Origin of the sequence: Flavonifractor sp. An91 (assembly GCF_002159225.1) — a bacterium.
GTDB lineage: Bacteria > Bacillota > Clostridia > Oscillospirales > Oscillospiraceae > Flavonifractor > Flavonifractor avicola.
Genome location: NZ_NFHA01000020.1, coordinates 41,978 through 59,454, shown reverse-complemented (window position 1 = coordinate 59,454; position 17,477 = coordinate 41,978). Strand labels below are relative to the sequence as shown.

The 17,477-nt window shown below is 64.9% G+C and carries 20 protein-coding genes and 2 riboswitches; all 20 genes read right to left on the bottom strand.

Going from position 1 to position 17,477, the window contains the following annotated elements:
* The 20 genes from B5G42_RS11840 to B5G42_RS11745 all read right to left on the bottom strand — a co-directional run bounded on the left by B5G42_RS11840 (position 1) and on the right by B5G42_RS11745 (position 17,476).
* Complete coding sequence (locus B5G42_RS11840; protein ID WP_087270639.1) at positions 1–297, bottom strand: energy-coupling factor ABC transporter substrate-binding protein; 297 nt, start codon at positions 295–297, stop codon at positions 1–3.
* Positions 298–310: 13 nt separating this feature from the next.
* Complete coding sequence (locus B5G42_RS11835) at positions 311–964, bottom strand: energy-coupling factor ABC transporter permease (protein ID WP_242955329.1); 654 nt, start codon at positions 962–964, stop codon at positions 311–313.
* Positions 965–1,083: 119 nt separating this feature from the next.
* Positions 1,084–1,208: riboswitch (cobalamin riboswitch) on the bottom strand.
* A 23-nt stretch (positions 1,209–1,231) separates the two neighbouring features.
* Positions 1,232–2,017 carry a sirohydrochlorin cobaltochelatase gene (locus B5G42_RS11830; protein WP_087270635.1) on the bottom strand — a complete coding sequence of 262 codons (786 nt, stop codon included), beginning with the start codon at positions 2,015–2,017 and terminating at the stop codon, positions 1,232–1,234.
* A gap of 5 nt (positions 2,018–2,022) precedes the next feature.
* Positions 2,023–2,670, bottom strand: coding sequence for a precorrin-8X methylmutase (locus tag B5G42_RS11825; protein ID WP_087270632.1), 648 nt, complete (start codon positions 2,668–2,670; stop codon positions 2,023–2,025).
* A gap of 3 nt (positions 2,671–2,673) precedes the next feature.
* Positions 2,674–4,170, bottom strand: coding sequence for a cobyric acid synthase (locus tag B5G42_RS11820; RefSeq protein WP_087270629.1), 1,497 nt, complete (start codon positions 4,168–4,170; stop codon positions 2,674–2,676).
* A complete protein-coding gene (gene cobD / locus B5G42_RS11815) occupies positions 4,170–5,225 on the bottom strand; it encodes a threonine-phosphate decarboxylase CobD (RefSeq protein WP_087270627.1) in 1,056 nt (351 codons plus the stop codon). The genes B5G42_RS11820 and cobD overlap by 1 nt, the downstream gene beginning before the upstream one ends.
* A gap of 39 nt (positions 5,226–5,264) precedes the next feature.
* Entirely contained in the window at positions 5,265–6,242 is a 978-nt protein-coding gene (cbiB, locus tag B5G42_RS11810) for an adenosylcobinamide-phosphate synthase CbiB (protein WP_087270625.1), read from the bottom strand.
* Complete coding sequence (locus tag B5G42_RS11805; protein ID WP_087270622.1) at positions 6,239–6,835, bottom strand: histidine phosphatase family protein; 597 nt, start codon at positions 6,833–6,835, stop codon at positions 6,239–6,241. The genes cbiB and B5G42_RS11805 overlap by 4 nt, the downstream gene beginning before the upstream one ends.
* Positions 6,826–7,182 carry a bifunctional adenosylcobinamide kinase/adenosylcobinamide-phosphate guanylyltransferase gene (locus tag B5G42_RS11800; RefSeq protein ID WP_087270620.1) on the bottom strand — a complete coding sequence of 119 codons (357 nt, stop codon included), beginning with the start codon at positions 7,180–7,182 and terminating at the stop codon, positions 6,826–6,828. The genes B5G42_RS11805 and B5G42_RS11800 overlap by 10 nt, the downstream gene beginning before the upstream one ends.
* The gene (locus tag B5G42_RS11795) at positions 7,179–7,946 is read right to left on the bottom strand and encodes an adenosylcobinamide-GDP ribazoletransferase (RefSeq protein WP_087270617.1); all 768 of its coding nucleotides are present in this window, start codon (positions 7,944–7,946) and stop codon (positions 7,179–7,181) included. The genes B5G42_RS11800 and B5G42_RS11795 overlap by 4 nt, the downstream gene beginning before the upstream one ends.
* A complete protein-coding gene (locus B5G42_RS11790; RefSeq protein WP_087187618.1) occupies positions 7,943–8,464 on the bottom strand; it encodes a bifunctional adenosylcobinamide kinase/adenosylcobinamide-phosphate guanylyltransferase in 522 nt (173 codons plus the stop codon). Before B5G42_RS11790 ends, B5G42_RS11795 begins: the two co-directional genes overlap by 4 nt.
* 45 nt (positions 8,465–8,509) lie before the next feature.
* A complete protein-coding gene (gene cobT, locus B5G42_RS11785; RefSeq protein WP_087270614.1) occupies positions 8,510–9,568 on the bottom strand; it encodes a nicotinate-nucleotide--dimethylbenzimidazole phosphoribosyltransferase in 1,059 nt (352 codons plus the stop codon).
* Between the two features lie 177 nt (positions 9,569–9,745).
* Positions 9,746–11,110, bottom strand: coding sequence for a cobyrinate a,c-diamide synthase (locus tag B5G42_RS11780; RefSeq protein WP_087270611.1), 1,365 nt, complete (start codon positions 11,108–11,110; stop codon positions 9,746–9,748).
* Complete coding sequence (gene cbiE, locus B5G42_RS11775) at positions 11,107–12,300, bottom strand: precorrin-6y C5,15-methyltransferase (decarboxylating) subunit CbiE (RefSeq protein ID WP_087270608.1); 1,194 nt, start codon at positions 12,298–12,300, stop codon at positions 11,107–11,109. Before cbiE ends, B5G42_RS11780 begins: the two co-directional genes overlap by 4 nt.
* Positions 12,297–13,037 (bottom strand): precorrin-6A reductase, encoded by a 741-nt coding sequence (gene cobK, locus B5G42_RS11770; protein ID WP_087270605.1) that lies wholly within the window; start codon positions 13,035–13,037, stop codon positions 12,297–12,299. Before cobK ends, cbiE begins: the two co-directional genes overlap by 4 nt.
* 1 nt (position 13,038) lies before the next feature.
* Positions 13,039–13,776: a precorrin-3B C(17)-methyltransferase gene (cobJ, locus tag B5G42_RS11765; RefSeq protein WP_087270602.1), complete on the bottom strand. Its 738-nt coding sequence runs from the start codon at positions 13,774–13,776 to the stop codon at positions 13,039–13,041.
* The gene (locus B5G42_RS11760; protein ID WP_242959180.1) at positions 13,773–14,759 is read right to left on the bottom strand and encodes a cobalt-precorrin 5A hydrolase; all 987 of its coding nucleotides are present in this window, start codon (positions 14,757–14,759) and stop codon (positions 13,773–13,775) included. The genes cobJ and B5G42_RS11760 overlap by 4 nt, the downstream gene beginning before the upstream one ends.
* Positions 14,759–15,514, bottom strand: coding sequence for a precorrin-4 C(11)-methyltransferase (gene cobM, locus B5G42_RS11755; protein WP_087270596.1), 756 nt, complete (start codon positions 15,512–15,514; stop codon positions 14,759–14,761). Before cobM ends, B5G42_RS11760 begins: the two co-directional genes overlap by 1 nt.
* 46 nt (positions 15,515–15,560) lie before the next feature.
* On the bottom strand, positions 15,561–16,697 hold the full coding sequence (cbiD, locus tag B5G42_RS11750; protein WP_343286700.1) for a cobalt-precorrin-5B (C(1))-methyltransferase CbiD: 1,137 nt from the start codon (positions 16,695–16,697) through the stop codon (positions 15,561–15,563).
* Between the two features lie 94 nt (positions 16,698–16,791).
* Positions 16,792–16,975: riboswitch (cobalamin riboswitch) on the bottom strand.
* Between the two features lie 48 nt (positions 16,976–17,023).
* Complete coding sequence (locus B5G42_RS11745) at positions 17,024–17,476, bottom strand: GNAT family N-acetyltransferase (RefSeq protein ID WP_087270679.1); 453 nt, start codon at positions 17,474–17,476, stop codon at positions 17,024–17,026.
* Between the last annotated feature and the right edge of the window lies 1 nt (position 17,477).

Genomic DNA, 17,477 nt, shown 5'->3' with positions numbered 1-17,477 from the left:
TCAGTTCGTTCCTTTCTCTTTTCCGTCCGGCTTCTTGGTGATGCGGCCCAGAATGAAGCCCACCACACCGGCGCCGATGGCAGCCTGGAGGGCAAAGAGCATAGACTCCACCTCGCCGCTGGCGGGCTCCAGAATGGGCTCAAACCAGGGCTCATAGTCGGGGTTAAGCTCCATAATGGCCTCCTCAGCCTGGCCGTCGGCTCCGCCGAACTCGGCATTGGGCAGCAGCCACAGGGGCACGGCGGCAATGACCACCACCAACAGGATCAAAATCAAATTTTTCTGCCAAACTTTCATATCCGTCCCCTCCTTACAGCACCTGCAGCTCATGCAGCTCGGTCTTGCTGTACTTCTCCAGCACGTTGAAGATCACCACGGTAAGCAGGCCCTCGGCAATGGCCAGAGGGATCTGGGTCACGGCAAAGATGGTGAGGAACTTCACCATGCCGCCGTTGATGACCCCCAGCTGGACCGAAGTGACCACATAGGTGAAGAGGTCACCCAGGGCGGCGGCGGCAAACACCGCCACAGCGGCAGGAGCCTTGGCCTTCCGCAGCAGCTTATAGACCAGCCAGGACACGATGGGCCCGGCAATGGCCATGGAGAATACGTTGGCGCCCAGGGTGGTGAGGCCGCCGTGGGCCAGCAGCAGGGCCTGGAAGAGCAGCACGATCAGCCCCAGCACCGTCATGACCAGGGGCCCGAACAGGATGGCGCCCAGGCCCACACCGGTGGGGTGGGAGCAGGAGCCGGACACCGAGGGGATCTTCAGGGCGGACAGCACGAAGGCGAAGGCGCCGCACATGGCCAGCAGGATCTTGGCCCGGGGGGCCTGATCGATCTTCTTCTTGATGGAGAAGAAGCCGGCCACCACGAAGGGCACGCACACCGCGCCCCAGCCAATGGCCCAGTTCACCGGCAGCATACCCTCGGCGATGTGCATGGCGGAGGCGCTCATGGTCATCAGACCCAGCAGCCCCACCAGCACCGCCGCGGCGCGGACGGTTTTGTTGGCAGTCAGAGTTTTCATGGTTGTCTCATCCTTTCCTATCACTCGTAGGTGGGTGGTTTCCGGGCCGGGCAAGGTTTTCCGGCTTGAGCCTCTCTGCCGCCGCGCGTCTTCCCAGGTTTTCCCAGTGACATGGTGCCCGGCGGCTCTTCTCTTACGGCAGCGGGACTGCGCGGGATTTGCACCCGGCTTCCCTTTTCCCGGCCCTCTATGCAAACAGGCTTACGCCTGGAGTTGTTTGGCCTCTCCGGCGTGCTTGACGAAGAGGGCCTGGATACTGGGAAACTCTCCCAGGCCCTGGAGCACGCAGTTGACGGCGTAGCCCTCTTGTTCCAGCAGGGACTTCCAGGAGTCCTCCTCCTCCCCCGCCAGATCGTTTTTGGCATGGTCGCCCGCCACGATCATCAGGGGGCGCAGCTCTACGTTTGTGGCACCCAGCTCTTGGATACGGCGCACCGCCTCCCCAAAGCCGGGGTAGCCCTCCACCGTGCCGATGACCACGTCCTTCCGGCCCATATCCCGGAACACATACTCCAGCAGGGCGTAACAGGAGTTGGCAAAGTGCTCGGTGCCGTGGCCCATGTAGAGGATGGCTTTGCCCTCCTCTGCCTGGGGCAGGTCTTGGAGCAGGGCCCCCACCGCGTCCAGGTAGTCCCCCGTCTCGGTGAGCAGGGGGCGGCCGAAGGTCAGCTTCTCAAACCGGCCCTCGAAGGGGCCGGCCAGAGCCATCATCTTGTCGTACTCGTCGCCGTTCATGATGTGGGTGGGCTGGACCAGCACGTCGGTGTATCCCTCCGCCGCCAGCTTCTCCAGGGCGGCGGGTACGTCGTCGATGTGGGTGCCCTCCCGCTCCAGCTTTCTCAAAATCATACCGCTGGTGAAGGCCCGGCGAAGAGTGCGCTCCGGAAAGGCGGCGGCCAGGGCCTTCTCGATGGCGGTGATGGTCTTTTCCAGGGTATCCCGGTGGCTGGTGCCGAAGGACACCGCCAGAAGGGCTTGTTGTTTCATATCCTTCACTCCCGTACGTTGTTGCTGGCCTGGTAGAGCAGGGCGTTGCAGATGGCAGCGGCGATGTTGCTGCCCCCCTTGCGGCCCCGGGCCACGATGTGGGGGGTGTCCATGGTGAGCAGCAGCTCCTTGCTCTCCACCACGTTGACAAAGCCCACCGGCACGCCGATCACCAGAGCGGGGGCCATCTTCCCCTCCTCGATGAGCTCACAGGCCCGCACCAGAGCGGTGGGGGCGTTGCCGATGGCCAACACCAGGGGGCCCTCCAGCTGAGCGGCCCGCTCCATGGACACGGTGGCCCGGGTCTCCCCCCGCTCCTTGGCCTCAGCGGCCACGTCCGGGTCGGACATGAAGCATACGGCCTTGCCGCCGAACTTCTCCAGCACCCTCTTATTGACGCCGGAGAAGGCCATCTGGGTGTCGGTGACGATGGTGCAGCCCCCCTTGATGGCGGCGATGCCCGCCGCCACCGCATCCGGGGAGAACACCAGATTGTCGGCATAGTCGAAGTCGGCGCTGGTGTGGATAGCCCGCTTGATGATGGGCAGCTGGTCGGCGGGAAACACCCGGTCCCCCAGCTCCTGGCCGATGATCTCCATGCTTCTGGCCTCAATGTCAGCGGGGGCCACCCGCTGCAACTCTATCTTTTTCATGGGTCATTCCTCCCCGTTCAGGATGCGGTAGATCCGCTCCATGTCCAGACTGGCCCGCAGGCCGTCCGCCAGCTTGTCGTACTGCCGCTGGGCGTACTCCTGCCAGTCCACGCTGGCGGCCTGGCCTTCCAAACCCTTGGCCTTCAGCAGGCAGTTCACCAGAGCGGAGGCCGCTCCAGCCTTATCAAAAATGCCGTGGACGTAGCAGCCCCACACGTTGCCCGCGCTGAGGCCGTCGGTATGGACCTCCCCGGTCTGGGTGGCAAACCGTACCAGCGGGGCGGCGGCGCTCTCCGTCTTGCCCATGTGGATCTCATAGCCCTCAAAGGCCACACCGGCCATGGGGGCAAAGATACCGTCGGCAGCGGCAAAGGTGCCGGTCACCCGGGTGCGGGTCTTTTCCCCCTGGAACACAGTCTCAGAGGGCAGCAGGCCCAGCCCCGCCAGGGTGCCGCCTCCCTCCACCCCATCAGGGTCGGAGACGGTATTGCCCAGCATCTGATAGCCGCCGCAGATTCCGATGACCGCGCCGCCCTTGGCGGCGTGCTTCAGAATGGCGCCCTCCAGGCCGCTCTGCCGCAGCCACCGCAGGTCGTCCATGGTGTTCTTGGTGCCGGGCAGGATGATGAGGTCGGGATAGCCCAGCTCCCCCACGCTCCCCACATAGCGGAGGGAGACCTCCTCCATCCGCTCCAGGGGGTTGAAGTCGGTGAAGTTGGACAGCCGGGGCAGGCGGATCACCGCCACGTCCACCAGACCCACTTTACCGGATTTGGACAAACGGGCGGACAGGGAGTCCTCGTCGTCCACGTCCACCTCCAGCATGGGCACCACGCCCAGCACCGGCTTGCCCGCCAGCTCCTCCAGCTGGGTCAGGCCGGGACGGAGAATCTCCACATCCCCCCGGAACTTGTTGATGATGAGTCCCTTGATCATATCCTGCTCGTCGGGGTCCAGCAGCTTCACCGTGCCGTAGAGGGAGGCAAACACGCCCCCCCGGTCAATATCGCCGCACAGCAGCACGGGGGCCTTGGCCATGCGGGCCATGCCCATGTTGACCAGATCCTCCTCTTTCAGGTTGATCTCCGCCGGGCTGCCTGCGCCCTCGATGACGATGATATCATACTCCTCCGCCAGAGAGGAATAGGCCTCCATCACGTCGGGAATGAGGTTTTTCTTATACTTGAAGTAATCTCCCGCCTTCATAGTACCCCGGGGAATGCCGTTGACGATGACCTGGGAGCCCACATCGCTGGTGGGCTTCAGGAGAATGGGGTTCATTCGCACGTCGGGAGCCACCCCTGCCGCCTCGGCCTGCATGACCTGGGCACGGCCCATCTCCAGCCCAACCGGGGTGATGGCGGAGTTGAGGGCCATATTCTGGGACTTGAAGGGGGCCACCTTGTAGCCGTCCTGCTTGAAGATTCGGCACAACCCTGCCGCCAGCAGAGACTTGCCGGCGTTGGAGGCGGTACCCTGGATCATAATTGCCTTTGCCATCACTGCACCTCGCTGAGGGCGGCCAGCAGCCGCCGGTTTTCTTCTTCGCCCCGGACGCACACCCGATACCAGTCGGGGCCCAGACCGTGGTAGTTGGCGCAGGAGCGGATGAGCACCCCCCGCTCCAGCAGTCTCTCTTTCAAATCGGCTACGCCGGGCAGCCGGAACAGGAGATAGTTGGCCTGCCCGGGAATCACGGTACAGCCTGCCGCCGTCAGACCGGCGGCCAGACCGGGCCGGGAGTTTTCCACAAGGCGCCTGCCCTCCGCCGGCCAGTGGGGACAGCAGGTCAGGGCGGCCACACCCGCCGCCTGAGCGGGGGTGGACACGCTCCAGGGCTGGGCGAATCTGCCCAGCTGCTCCCGCAGTCCCTGGTTGGCCGTCAGGCAGTAGCCCAGCCGCAGCCCCGCCATGGCGTAACTCTTGGTGAAGGCCCGCAGCAGCACCAGATGGGAGTGGTTGGCCAGCCAGGGGGCCAGCCCCGGCCCGCCGGTGGCCAGAGGCAGGAAGCACTCGTCCACCACCAGCACCGCGCCTACAGCGCCGCACCGTTCCACCACAGCCCCCAGCAGGTCCTGGCCGATCAACCGCCCGGTGGGGTTGTTGGGGGTACACAGGAACACCAGGTCGATGCCCGGTTCGATGGCGTCCACGAAGCCAGCGTCCAGGTCGAAGTTCCTGCTCTGGTCCAGGGTATACCGGGCCACCTGGCAGCCCACGCAGGTCACGGCCTCCTCATATTCGGAGAAGGCGGGGGCGGTAACCAGAGCTTTTTTCGGTTTCAGCGCAAACACCAATCGGAAGATCAGGTCGGCGGCGCCGTTGCCGCATACCACCTGCTCCTCCCCCACTCCGTCATGGGCGGCAATGGCCCGCCGCAGGTCCCGGCACAGGGGGTCCGGGTAGCAGGCCGACTGGTCCGCCGCCTGCCGGACCGCCTCCGCCACCGGGGCAGGCATTCCCAGGGGGGTCAGGTTGGCGGAAAAGTCCAGGACTTCCCCGCCGTAGGCGGCCTGGGCGGTGAGGATATCCCCGCCGTGGGTGTAGACTGGCATAACAACGCTCCTTTTCGTGGACAAAGTGGGCATCCGCCCTCAGGGGAACAATAAAATCAACAGAGGCACCCCGCAGAAGAGCAGCAGGGCGAAGAAGGCGGTAGCGTACAGGATCCGGCCCGCCCGCAGGATATCCAGGGGCTCAGGGGGCCGCTGATCGTCCCCGATGTAGGGCTTCTCCACCAGCTTGCCGAAGTACCAGCTGGGCCCCACCAGCCGAAGCTGGAGGGCGCCGGCACAGACCGCCTCGGTGTGGGCGGCGTTGGGGGACTTGTGCTTTTTCCGGTCCCGCTTGAAAATGCGCCAGGCATTCTTCCCATCGTACCCCGCCGCCACAGCCCCCAGGCACATGAGCACACCGGAGATGCGGGCGGGAATGAAGTTCAGAATATCGTCCCACCTGGCCGCCGCCCGGCCAAAGTAGAGATATTTGTCGTTTTTATAGCCCACCATGGAGTCCATGGTGTTGGCCGCCTTGTAGAACATCCCCAGGGGCGCGCCGCCGATGGCCAGGAAGATGAGGGGGGCGATTACCCCGTCGGAGGCGTTTTCCGCCACCGTCTCTACCGCCGCCTTGGTTACCCCGGCCTCGTCCAGCCGGTCGGTGTCCCGGCCCACGATCATAGAGACGGCGTACCGGGCCTTGTCCATGTCTCCGGTTTTCAGAGCATCGTATACCTTTCGGCTCTCAACGGACAGGGACTTGGTGGCCAGCAGCTGGTAGCTGATCACGCTCTCCACCGCCAGAGCCAGCCAGGGGCTGACCAGCCAGCACCCCCACAGCAGCAATACCGTCAGGCCGGTGGGGATCGCCAGGGTGAGGAGCACCAGCACCACGCCCCCTACCAGCTCACCACCGTGGGACTTGGGGAAGAGCTTCCGCAACACCTTTTCCAACCCGGAGATCAGGGCACCGATGGCCCGCACCGGGTGGGGAGCCCAGTGGGGGTCCCCCAGCAGCAGGTCCAGGCAGAAGCCAATGAGCAGCGCCGTCAAATGACTGATCCACCAACTCATCCCTTGTACTCCTCCAGCACCGTTAATTCCAGGGTGTCCGGGTCCAGGGCCATACGGAAGCCACCGCAGTTGGGGCACATCCAGCCGTAATACTCCCGTTCCGGGCGGCCATACTTGGACAGCAGGCCCATCAGCGCCCCGCCGTGGGACACCACGCCCACCCGGTTAAAGCCGCGGGCGGCGGCGTCCCTGGCCAGCTTCCCCAGGCCGATGGATACCCGCTCCACCACCTGCTCGGCGGTCTCCCCTACCGGCATGGCGGCAAAGTTCAGGTGGGTACCGGGCTGGCCGATCCAGGCTTGATACAGGGGATCGTCCTTCAGCTCCTTGTGGTTTTTGCCCTCAAAGGGGCCGAAGTCGGTCTCCCGCAGCTCTTCGATCACGGTGGTCTCCACCCCCGGCCACAGCAGCTCTGCCGTCTGGCGGCACCGCATCAGGGGGGATCGGTAGATGTGCTCCACCTTGGGCAGGGTGGGCCCCACTTTACGGGCCAGCTCCTCCCCCTGGGGAGTGAGCGGTACATCCAAAGTGCCCACAAAGCGCTTCTCCAGGTTGCCCTGGGTGGTTCCGTGCCGAATGAGGATCAGTTCCATGGTTTGTCTCCTTTCAGGGTCATGGGCAGGCCGCAGAAAATGCGCTCCACACGCTCCGCCCGCTTAGCCAGGCGGCAGCACAGCCGACCCACATCCTCCCGCCAGGCCCGCTGGGCCGGGTCGATGGGTACCACGCCGCAGCCCACCTCGTCGCAGATGAGGATCAGGTCCGGATTGGCGGTCAGCAGCTCCTCCTCGTCCAGGTGGGGCCACTGCTCCAGGCCGTCAAAAATCGGCTTGCTTTTGGCCTCCTCCGGGGTATGGGCCACCTGGTCTGGGGTATATCCGGTTTTTTGCAGCACATAGTCCAGTTTTCCCTGGCCTGCGCCACCAACGATAAGTATCATACCAACACCTCGATTTTCTGGACCACAGCCACCATCAGCACCATGCCAAGCTCGCAGATCTGGAGGAAGAAGCCAGCCAGATCGCCGGTGACGCCCCCAAACTGTCGGGCGCTCATGACCCGATAGTACAGGCAGGCCAGTCCCGCCCCCAGCAGGGCGGCGCCGCCGGTCCACAGATCCAACCACAGCATGGCAGCCACGCAGGCCACCACCCAGATCACCATGACGCCACGGGCCTTGGCGGTGTCCATAGGCCCGGTAAAGGTGGCCAGCAGGCCGGTGCCCCGGGCGTTGGGCAGGGTAACGGCAAACAGGCCGGACAGGCTGCGGGAGAGCACCGGCCCCAACGCCAGCACCAGGGCGGCCCGTCCCGATGCCGCCACCTCACTCCAGCAGGCAAAGAACACCAGCAGGTAGAGCCCGCAGCAGATGATGGCAAAGGCCCCGGTGTGGGAATCCTTCAAAATCTCCAGCTTGCGCTCCCGGCTCTGGTGGGAGGACAGGGCGTCGCAGGTGTCGCAGAAGCCGTCCAGATGGATGCCTCCGCTAAGGGCGATGGGGATGAGCAGGGCGAAGGCGGCGAAGAAGAGGGGGCCGAAGCCCAGGTACCGGGCCAGGGCCATCCAGCCGTACAGCACCGCACCGATAACCGCTCCCACCAGAGGGAAGAAGCACAGGGCCCAGGACAGGGCCTTCTTTTCCCAGTCCACCCGGGGCATAGGCACTTTGGAGTACATGGCAAAGGCAATGATGAGACTTTTCACGCACGTTCTCCTTTCCACGCCACGGGGATGCCGCACACCACTTCGTAGACCTGTCCCGCCAGGGCGGCTACCCGGCGATTCAGTTCCCCCAGCACCGACAGATAGTCCAGGGTGACGGGGTCGTAATCCATGCCGTCGGAAAAGAGCTCGTTGGTGACCACCACCAGCAGCTCCGCCTGCTCCGCCGCCCGGCGGATGCCGGAGAGCACCCGGTCCAGAGTGCCGTCCTTTCCGTCGGGGGAAAAGTACTCGTTGGCGCACAGGTTGGACAGATCCTCCAGCAGCGCGGCGCAGCCGGGAGGCAATATGATGTCCGCCAGATTGGTGGGACATTCCACCGTCTCAAAGCCCTTACCGGCCCGCATCTGCCGGTGGCGCTCCACCCGGCGGACGCTCTCGGCGTCCCACACCTGCATGGTGGCCAGGTAGATCCGCTTTTCCAGGCCGGAGGAGGTCACCAGAGATTCGGCAAATTCCGACTTCCCGCTGGCCGAGCCGCCGGAGACTAAGATCAGCATAACGCATTCTCCATTTCGTAGGGACGGCCTTTATGGTCGCCCGCCTCAGCTCAGGGGCTGGTAGGCCTCAATGTCCACGGCCTCAAAGGTGGCCATCTCCCGGTACACCGCCAGGCCCATGTCCAGCAGGGGCATCACCGCCACCGCGCCGGTGCCCTCTCCCAGCCGCATACCAGCGTAGAGGAAGGGCTCCAGACCCAGCTCGCCCAGCACCAGCTTACTGGCCGGCTCGTCGGAGGCGTGGGAACCCAGCATATAATCCTTGCAGGTGGGACAGATCCGCGCAGCAATGAGGGCGGCCACCGAGGAGATAAAGCCGTCCACCAGCACCGGCACATGGCACAGAGCGCCGCCCAGGAACACACCCGCCAGGCCCGCCAGATCCAGGCCGCCCACCTTGTGGAGCACGTCGATGGGATCACTGGGGTCGGGCTGATTGACGGCGATGCCCCGCTCAATGGCGTGGATCTTCCGCACCAGGCCCTCGCTGGACAGGCCGGCGCCCCGGCCGGTCATGACCTCCGGCTCTTTATTCAAAAATACAGCGGCCACGGCGGAGGATGTGGTGGTGTTGCCGATGCCCATCTCGCCGGTGCCCAGCAGTTTGACGCCGCCGTCACACAGCTCTCGGGCCACTTCCACACCCACCAGCACGGCCCGCTCGGCCTCCTCCCGGGTCATGGCGGGACCCTGGGACAGGTTGGCGGTGCCCCGGCGGATGTTTCTCTGCAAGATCCTCTCTCCATGGAGGGGGGTGGCCACGCCGATATCCACCGGCACGATCTCCACCCCGGCGGCCCGGCCCATGGCGCACACACTGGTGTCACCGGTGGACATATTCTCCGCCACGATGGCGGTAACCTCCTGCCCGGTCTGAGTGACTCCGTCAGCCACCACGCCGTTGTCGGCACACATCACCACCACCGCCCGCTTGGAGATGTCCACATTGGGGGTGCCGGTGATGGCCGCCATGCGGATTACCGCGCTCTCCAGGGCGCCCAGACTGCCCAGGGGCTTGGCGATGGAGTCCCAGCGGGCCTTGGCCTGTGCCGCCGCGTTCTGATCGGCGGGGGTAATGGAACGGACCACTTCTTCCAGTGTCATAGCGATTCCTCCTTATATAGTCAAATATCTTGAAAATAGCAAAGCTATTTTCAGATGGGCACAGCCCGCCTGCGTGTAAAACACGCTGTATTTGACTATGAAATATAAACCAAGACCGCTGCCAGCGGTCTGCTGCGGCAAATATGCCGCAGCACCTGAAAAGAATTTCAATTCTTTTCAGGTTGTTTGATTATAGCGGCGGGCCGCCGCCACGAAATTGCGGGCCATCTCAGGTCTGGCCCAGAAATGAAAGTGGGGAAAACCGGCGTACAGCGTAGGCGCATGAACACCGCAGTCCCACCCGCGATTGCTCAACGGCTTCTGGGCCCGGAAGCTGTCGCCGGGGTGCTGGCTGTCCCAGTAGTGGAACTCGTGGGCGGGCAGCTCTTCCCCCGCCTGACACAGCAGGCCGTCGGTCCGGGCGGTGAGGGTCACATAGCCGAACCGGCCCAGCTTGCCGGTATTCCAGGCCCTGCCGGGGATCACCCCCGCCATGGGCCAGTCTGTTCCGTTGGTATCTTCCAGCATCTCGTGGAGGTAGAGGAAGCCGCCGCACTCGGCCACGGTGGGCAGGCCACCCGCCATCGCGTCCCGGATGGCGGCCAACATGGCGGTATTTTGGCTCAGCTGCTCTGCCAGCAGCTCCGGGTAGCCGCCCCCCAGGTAGAGGCCGCAAGTGCCTTCCGGCAGAGCCTGGTCCTCCAGAGGGGAGAACTCCACCAGCCTGGCTCCCAGCTTCTCCAGCAGCTCCAGGCCGTCGGCATAGTAGAAGCAGAATGCCTTGTCCCGGGCTACCGCGATGACCGGCGTACCCTCTACCGGCTCCGGCAGGTCCAGAGGCCCGGCGTCCAGGTCGGGGGCGGAGGCGGCCAGGGCCAGCAGGCCGTCCAGATCCATGGTTTGCTCCGCCTGGGCGGCCAGCTTTTTCAGCTTCTCCTTCAGGCCCGCCACCTCGTCGGCGGTGACCAGGCCCAGGTGGCGGCTCTCCAACGCGCAGTCGGGCAGGCTGGGCAGGAACCCGTACACCGTGACGCCGGTCTCGGCCTCAATGCACTCCTTTAGCCGGGGGTAGAGCATGGGGGACACCCGGTTGAGGATCACGCCCCGGATGCCGCTGTCCGGCCGGAAGGTTTTCAGGCCGTGGACCACGGCGGACAGGGTGAGAGCGCTCCCCCGGCCGTCCACCACCAGCACCGCCGGGGTGCGGGTGGCTTTGGCCAGATGGTAGGCGCTGGCCTCATGGCTCATGGCGATGCCGTCGTAGTAGCCCATGACTCCCTCGATGAGGGCCAGGCCGGACCCCACGCTGTTGTGCTCCAGCAGGGACCGGGTGCGGTCCTCCCCCAGGAAGAACAGATCCAGGTTGCGGCTCTTGGCCCCGATGACCTTGCTGTGGAACATGGGGTCGATGTAGTCGGGGCCGCATTTGAAGGCCACAGGATTTACCTTTCGATCCATCAGGGCCTGCAAAAGGGCGCAGGTCACCGTGGTTTTACCCCCTCCGCTGGCGGGGGCGCATAGCAGCAACCGGGGGGTACTCATGGCCGTCCCTCCCCGGAGAAGATCCACACCGGATTCTGGGCGTCCATGAGATGATACCGGCCCGCCTGCCGGGTGCGGGTGGCGGCCACCTGCACCATATCAGCCCCCTCCAAGGGGGCGAAGAGCCGGGCGGCCTCGGCCACCGTCTCCAGGGTGACGGCGGTACACACCACCCGGGCGGCGGGATTTTTACGGAAAATTAGATTCAAAATCTCCTCCAGCTCGCCGGAGGTACCCCCCAGAAAGACCCGGTCGGGTGCAGGCAGGTCCTCCAACGCCGCTGGGGCGGTACCAGGCACCACCACCAGATTGCCGGTGTGGAACCGGGCTTTGTTCTCCGCCAGCAGGGCCACGGCCTCTTCCTTCTTCTCCACGGCATACACCTGCCCGGCAGGGCAGGCCAGGGCACACTCCACCGACACCGAGCCGGTACCTGCCCCCACGTCCCACACCACATGGTGCTCCTCCAGCCGCAGCTTGGAGATGGCCAGGGTGCGCACCTCCTCCTTGGTCATGGGCACGTCCCCCCGGAGGAAGGCCCCGTCGGGCAGGCCGGGGGAGTTGAAGGGCCGCACCACCGGGTCGGGGTTCTCGGCCAGCAGTACCGACAAGTCGGCAAAGGACTGCTCCGCCAGCTCCGCCGCGGTACCGGTGACCACCCGCTCGTCGGGGTAGCTCAGCCGCTCCCCCACTGAGGCAGTGACCCCACCCAGCCCCCGGCGGGTCAGCTCCTTGCAGATGTCCTCCGCCTTGGTGGCGCCGCCGGTGAGGGCAAAGGTGCGGCTGTTGCGCTGGATCTCCCCCACCACGTTGTGGCTGCGGCCATGGGCGCTGACGATCTTTACGTCCTGCCAGCTGGTGTGGAGCTTGGCGCAGAAGTAGCTGAGGGAAGAGATGCCGGGGATGGTAATAACCTCGTGGTTGCCCAGCAGGGTCCACAGTTTTTTGGCTCCGCTGTAGAAGCCGGTGTCCCCGGACAGGAGCACTCCGATGGGGCCCTCCTGCTGCTTTTCGATGTATTCGGCGATGTCGCTCCCGGCGATGAGGGGGACGCAGGTATGGCTCTCCTGGAAGGGCTCCAGCAGCCGGGGCGCGCCCACCAGGGTGGAGCACTCCTTGACGGCCTCCAGCGCCCACACCGTCATGGTCTCGGGGGCGCCCATGCCCACCCCGATCAGATAGACTTTCATGCCCGTTCCTCCTTCAGCCTCTCCTGGATCTCCTCCATAGTCAGCCCGGTCTCCTGGTTGGGCCGCTCCACCACCAGCAGGGCGCACCCCGCCTCACGGGCGGCCTCCGCCTTCTCCCGAAAACCGCCGTAGCCCCCGGTGTCCTTGGTCACCAGGGTCTTGATGTGATATTGCTTCAGCAGGGCCACATTCAGTTCCTTGGAAAAGGGGCCCTGCATACAGATGATATTCTTGGGCGGAAAGCTCAGCTTCAGGCAGCGGTCCAGGGAGTCCGCCATGGGCAGCACCCGGGGATAGCACCGCTCCACCAGGCCGGGCTTGGCAAAGGCGTCCAGCTCCTTGCTGCCGGTGGTGAGCAGCACATTACCCGGCAGCCGCTCCAGCATATACGCCGCCCCGGCCATGTCTCCCGCCTTGTGGCACAGATCCTCGCCGTCGGACTGGCGCACCAGCCGCAGGAGGGGCAGACCGGCCCCTTCCGCCGCCGCCTTGATGTTGGCGGTCACCTCCACGGCGTAGGGGTGGGTAGCATCCACCACATGGGTGAAAGGGCGGGAGGCCATCAGAGCCTCCATCTCCCCCCGGTCCATCCGGCCCACATGGGCCTCCGCCTGGGGGGGGAGCAGGGTCTCGCCGTAGTCGGTGGCCACGCACACCAGGGTGGGAATCTTCTGACCCAGCAGCCACTGGGCCAACTCTCTCCCCTCGCCGGTGCCGCCGAAGAGCAGGATGTTCATCTTATTCCCCCCGCCGGAGGTAGCCCCGGGGGGTTACCATCTTACCGCCCAGCACCTTGGTTTGGCTGTTGCCGATGAACACGGTGGTGAACATATCCACGTGGGTGTCCCGCAGCTGGGCCAGGGTGAGGATCTTGCCCTCCTCCCCTTCCCGGCCGATGTTGCGGACGGTGCCGCACACGGTGTTGGGGTCCTTGTCCCGCAGCAGGATATCACAGGCCCGCTGCAAATAGTCGGGCCGGTTCCGGCTGGAGGGGTTGTAGAGGCAGATCACGAAGTCCGCCTGGGCGGCGGCGGTCAAACGCCTCTCGATCTTCTCCCAGGGGGTGAGCAGATCGGACAGGGAGATCACCGCGAAGTCGTGGGTCAAAGGAGCGCCCAGCACGGCGGCGCCGCCGCAGGCGGCGGTGATGCCGGGCACCACTTCGATCTCGATGGGCTCATAGTCCTGGGCCACCTCGTAGATGAGCCCCGCCATGCCGTACACGCCGGAATCGCCGGAGCACACCACCGCCACATCCTTGCCGGTGAGGGCGGCCTCCACGGCAGCCCGGCAGCGGTCCACCTCCCGGCGCATCCCGGTGGACAGCACCTCTTTTTCAGGGAAATCAGGCTTGACCAGCTCGATATAGGCGGTATAACCCACGATCAGGTCGCACCCCTCCAGGGCGGCCCGGGCACGTCCGGTGAGGTCGGCGCCCCCGCCGGGGCCCAGTCCGATGACAGTTACTTTTTTCATAGGATCTTCCTTCCCGCCACCGCCACGGTGACGCCGTTTTTTGCCTGCTTGGGCACCAGAATAGTCCCTCCGGCACACACTGCCGCCCGCTCGCACACGTTGTCCACCCCGGTGATATGGGCCACAAAGGCAGACGGGGTGAAGGCTCCCTCCGCCTGTTCCAGCTCCGCCGCCGAAAAGACGGCCAGGGGCAGGTTGTGGGCGGCACAGAAGGCCAGCAGGCCTGGTTCGTCCTGTTTCAAATCAATGGTGGCCACCTGGGTTACCGACTGGGCTTCATAGCCGGACAGGGCCTCCTCCACCGCCGCCCGGATGGTCTCCATAGGAGTTCCTCTCCGGCAGCCGATGCCCAGGATCAGTCCCTTGGGGGCCAGCCGCAGGGTGCGGAGAAAGGGCCCCTCTCCCCGCCGGTAGGTGACCCACACCCCCAGCTCCGCCAGGCCGCGAGTCAGTCCCGCCGGGCAGGGGTGGCCGAAGTCGCTGACAAAACCCACCGGCTTCCCCTCCAGCAGGGCGGCGGAGATCTCCTTGGCCAGCACCCGGTCGGTAATGACCATGTCCCGCTCCCTGGCCCACACGTCCACAGCAAAGAGGCCGTTGACGTCGGTGGCGGTGGACACCGCCGCCTGACCGCCGGTAAGGGCGGCCACCTTCAGGGCCAGCTCATTGGCCCCTCCCACATGACCGGACAGCAGGGGGATCACAAACCGCCCCGCCTCGTCCACGCTCACCACGGCGGGGTCGGTAAATTTATCCCTCACATGGGGGGCAATGGCCCGGACGGCGATGCCCGCCGCTCCCACAAAGAGGAGGGCGTCCGCCTCGGCCCAGGCTTTTTCCGTCCAGCCCTCCAGGCTGTCATAGGCCTCCGCCCCCACCTCAGGGGCGAACCGGGCAGGCACATGGAGGGTGGCCTCCAGCGCATCAGCCAGGGTACGGCCCAAAGCCGCCCCCCGCCGGGTAAAGGCAATGATGGCCGCCATCACTTGCTGGCCTCCCGGAATTCATGGGTAAAGGTGGGGTCGTACAGCTTGGACCGCTTGTAATCATCCCCCAGAAAATAACCGATAGTAATGAGGGCCGTCTTGGTTACATGGTTCTCCTTGGCGGTTTTCGCCAGGGTGGACACGGTGCAGCGGTACACCTTCTCCTCCGGCCAGGTGGCCTTGTACACGATGGCCGCCGGGGTATCGGGCGCATAGCCCCCCGCCATCAGCTCCTCCTCCACCTGCTCCAGCAGGCCGGTGGACAGGAAGAGCACCATGGTGCAGCCGTGGGAGGCCATCTTCCGCAGCTGCTCCCCCTCGGGCACCGGGGTACGGCCCGCCATGCGGGTAATGATAACCGACTGTGATACATCGGGCAGAGTATACTCCGCGCAGAGGGCAGCAGCCGCTCCCGAGAAGGAGGACACACCGGGGGTCACGTCGTAGGAGATACCCAGTTTGTCCAGCTCGTCCATCTGCTCCCGGTGGGCGCCGTACAGAGAGGGATCGCCGGTGTGGAGCCGGGCAGTGGTGCCCCCCCTGGCCTCGGTGTCCTTCATTACCTCAATGACCTCTTCCAGGGTCATCTTGGCGCTGTCATAGACCTGGCAGCCCTCCTTTTTATAATCCAGCAGGGCGGGGTTCACCAGGGAACCGGCATAGATGATGACATCCGCCTCCCCCAGCAGCTTAGCTCCCCGCACGGTGATGAGATCGGCCCCACCGGGGCCCGCGCCGATGAAATGTACCATAATCGAAACTCCTATCTGTATCGGCGGACGGCCGTAAAAGTCGCCCCTACGATTGATGTTGATGCAGAGCCAGCAAGTTTTCAGCCCCTGTTGTCTTTCCCAGCAGTCCGTACTGGTTGGAGAAGAACACCGCCTCAATGGCCAGGTCGGGCCCGGCCCGGTGGTGCAGCACCTCCTCCAGAGCCTGGGCGATGGAGGCCATCACCGGCTCCAGCAGCCCGTCCTCTTTCAGCAGCTCTACCCCGGCATCGGTGGTAGGGCAGGCAAAGAGGGCTTTCAGCAGCGCCGGGCTCCCGCCCGCCAGGGCAGCGTGGGCGGTGAGGGTCTCCCGCCGGCCATCGGCCACCTTGGAGTGGGTGTTCATGTTCCCCGCCGCCACTTTAATCAGCTTGCCCAGGTGGCCCACCAGCAGGAAGGATCGGAAGCCCAGCCCGGCAGCGTGGTCGATGGCGTGACCCAGATAGTTGCTGCAAGTGCAGCGATGGGTCAGGTCCAGGTCCAGAGTCCCCTCCGCGAAGGAATCCCCGTAGTTGCCGGGGGTGACCAGCAGATCGGTCACGCCTGCGGCTTTGGCTATATCCTGCTCCAGGTAGAGGGAGTCAATGAGGGCGGCCTCGCTCATGGGGCGGACGATGCCGCTGGTACCCAGGATGGAGATGCCCCCTTCAATACCCAGCCGGGGGTTGAAGGTGTGGGCGGCCAGCGTCTCTCCCTCCGGCACCGAAATGGTAATGGACAGTCCGCCGGTATAGCCCGCCCTGGCCATCTCCTCCTCCGCCTGGTGCCGGATCATCATCCGGGGGGTGGAGTTGATGGCAGCTGCGCCTACCGGCTGGTCCAGTCCGGGCCGGGTCACCCGGCCCACGCCGGTACCGCCGTCGATGGTGATGCCGGGGGTGTCGGTCTTTTCCGCCCGTGCGAAGATCAGGGTTCCGTTTGTCACATCCGGGTCGTCCCCGCCGTCCTTCCGGACGGCGCAGCTGGCCCAGCCGGTTCCGGCGGACTGTTCCAGCAGTTCAACCTCCACCGCGATCCCCGCAGGGGTATCCACCCGCACTGCGGGCAAAGCCTCCCCGGTAAGCAGCAACCGGACTGCCCCGGCTGTAGCGGCGGCGGCACAAGTGCCGGTGGTATAGCCGCAGCGCAGCTGCTTGTTCCCCACCGGGATATACAGTTCCAGCACCAGACCGCCTCCTTCGACACAAAAAGGCCCTCCCCAGCTTTGGGGAGGGCCTTTTTCAATGAAAAAATGCCGCACCTCTCCACCTCAGAGCTACGCAATACGGTATCCCTGCAGCGGGTCTCCTGGCTTGCGTTTCCTCCTCCGGCGCACCTTCTCAGCCCCACGGGCCAATGGTATTCGCGCCTTCGTCCACGCTTACAGTAGAGGTAAGACTGCGCCGGATTTACACCGGCTTCCCCTTTCGCGGCACTGCCGCAACTGCGGATACAATTCAATTCTCCGCTCATTATATCAGGGTTCAGGGGAAAAGTAAAGGTAATTTCTTGTCATATGGGCGCACAGGCCGGTTCCCGTGCCATGACAAAATTGGTCAATTTGACCCCATGGCGCTCCACCTGCTGCTCCCGCTCCACCTGCCAGCCCCGGCGTTCAAAGAAAGGCCGGGCGGTGAGAGAGGCGTGAGTCAGCCGGGCGCCGGGCAGGGCATCGCACAGGGCGGTGGCGATCCCCCGGCCCTGGAGATCCTTATGGACATAGAGCCGGTCCAGGTAGCCGTCGTCGGCCAGATCGGCAAAGCCAGCCACCATCCCGTCCCACTCCGCCACCAAAGTAGTGTGGGCCTGAAAGGAGGCATCCCAGGCCGCCAGATCCACCTGTCCGTCGGCCCAGGCATCCAGCTGTTGTGTGGTATAATCCCGCCCGCACACCCCATGGACCGTCTGATAAAAGAGCTCCGCCAGAATGGGGCAGTCCGACGGACGGTAGGGCCGTACCGTCAGA